General features: G+C 56.3%; 2 protein-coding genes. Both read left to right on the forward strand.

The window, feature by feature from the left end; genetic code table 11:
* Window positions 1-859: 4-hydroxybenzoate octaprenyltransferase (gene ubiA, locus AC2VNK_RS02865; RefSeq protein WP_486882729.1), on the forward strand; the 859-nt coding region annotated here is incomplete at its 5' end.
* Window positions 860-1,126: 267 nt separating this feature from the next.
* Window positions 1,127-1,924, forward strand: a 798-nt coding sequence (locus AC2VNK_RS02870; RefSeq protein ID WP_486882730.1) for a primosomal protein N' family DNA-binding protein, incomplete at its 3' end; no start/stop codon positions are given.

Here is a 1,924-nt window from a genome sequence, read left to right on the forward strand (position 1 = left end):
TGCGACCCTGATGCGCATGGATCGTCCTATTGGCACCCTGCTCCTGCTCTGGCCCACCTACTGGGGACTCTGGCTAGCCGCTAGGGGCACTCCGTCACTCGGTCTCTTCGTGATTTTCACCGTGGGCACCTGGCTGATGCGCTCGGCGGGTTGTGTGATCAACGATTATTTTGACCGCGATTTCGACCGGCAGGTCGCCCGCACCTGTCAGCGTCCCCTGGCGACAGGCCTGATCACCTCGCGGGCAGCACTGCGCCTGTTCGTTATTCTGTGCCTGCTGGCCGCAGTCCTCTTGCCCTTTCTCAACTGGCTGACCATATGGTTAGCAGGGGGCGCCGTGCTCATTACTGTTACATACCCGTTATTCAAGCGTTTTACCCATCTCCCGCAAGCCTATCTGGGTATCGCCTTTTCCTTTGGCATACCCATGGCTTTTGCCGCGACCATCGGGCGAGTTCCGGCACTCGCCTGGTGGCTGATGCTGGCCAATGCCTCCTGGGTCATTGCCTACGATACGGCCTACGCCATGGCTGACCGTCCTGATGACCTCAAAGCCGGAATCAAATCGACGGCGATTCTTTTTGGACGTTATGATCGTCATGCTATTGCCGGACTGCAGGCCGTGATGCTAGTCATTTTCATCGGAATGGGTGTCACGCAGGCCATGCATTGGCCTTATTGGATCGCGCTGGCAGGCGCTGCCGTTCTCGCGGCCTACGAGCAGATGCTGCTCAGCGGCGACCGGGATCAGGCTTTCCGCGCTTTTCTGCATAATAATTGGATTGGTCTGCTGCTCTTCTGGGGAATTGTCACTGGCCTGGCGCCAAGCGGGACATCTATTATACCGGGAGCCCTATGAAGTTTGACCATTTTTGGGCCGTTCATGCCCGCCCAGAATGCTTTGAAAGCAACCATTGACAAACTTATACACAGTTTACTCATACACTGAGACAATTTTGGGCGATTCCACCACGTCTTTGGTGTCAACTATTAACATATTGTTTTTTATAAATTTTTATTTTGCACCTTTTTTAGGCGACCACTCTAACGCGTTGAAGGACAGGGGGTCTAGGACTTTTCAGGATGTTCATACACAGACTTATCCACAGAAGTTGTGGGCAACTTCATGAGCACTGAAGCCAACTGCATTCAGGTCGCCGTCATGATACCGCTCCGCCGCATCTTTTCTTACGCCCCGCCGCCGGAGGGCCACCTACAGCCTGGCATGCGGGTGCGGGTACCTTTCGGCAAGGGCAGCCGGATAGGCATCGTCCTCGGTTACGCCAGTTGCCCGCCCGATGTAACTCTGAAGACCATTGAGCAGGTCCTGGATGCGCATCCCATTTTACCCGTTGCCTTGCAGCAATTGATAGAGTTCGGGGCGGCATACTACCATCACCCGCTCGGCGATGCCTGGGCCACCGCCTTGCCGACCCTGCTGCGCCAAGGACGGCCGCTACCAAAACCGGCTCCCTGGGGTTACCGCCTCAGTGCTACCGAAGCCCAGACGGCACCGCGCCAGCCTGGAAAATTGCAACAAGCGCTCCGGGAATTGCTCGTCACCACAAGTGTTGTGCCTGAAGCAGAAATTCCCAAAGAATTACGCCACATTTTACGACAGGCCATCCGGCGTGGCTGGATAGAAACGGTGATGGAAACCATCTCACCAGAACAGGCGGCACCCTCTCCACATCGCCTGAATGCAGAACAAGAAAGCGCCGTGTCGCAATTACGCATGGCCGGAGGCTTCAACGCGTGGTTACTGGAGGGGGTGACTGGCAGCGGTAAAACAGAAGTGTATCTGGAAGCAATCCGACCGCATCTGGAATCTGGGGCCCAGGCCCTCATTCTGGTCCCGGAGATCGGCCTCACCCCCCAACTCGTAGAACGCTGCCAAACGCGTTTTGGCGAGCATCGCGTAGCC

It is taken from the genome of Acidithiobacillus sp. TH-A35 (genome assembly GCF_057473505.1).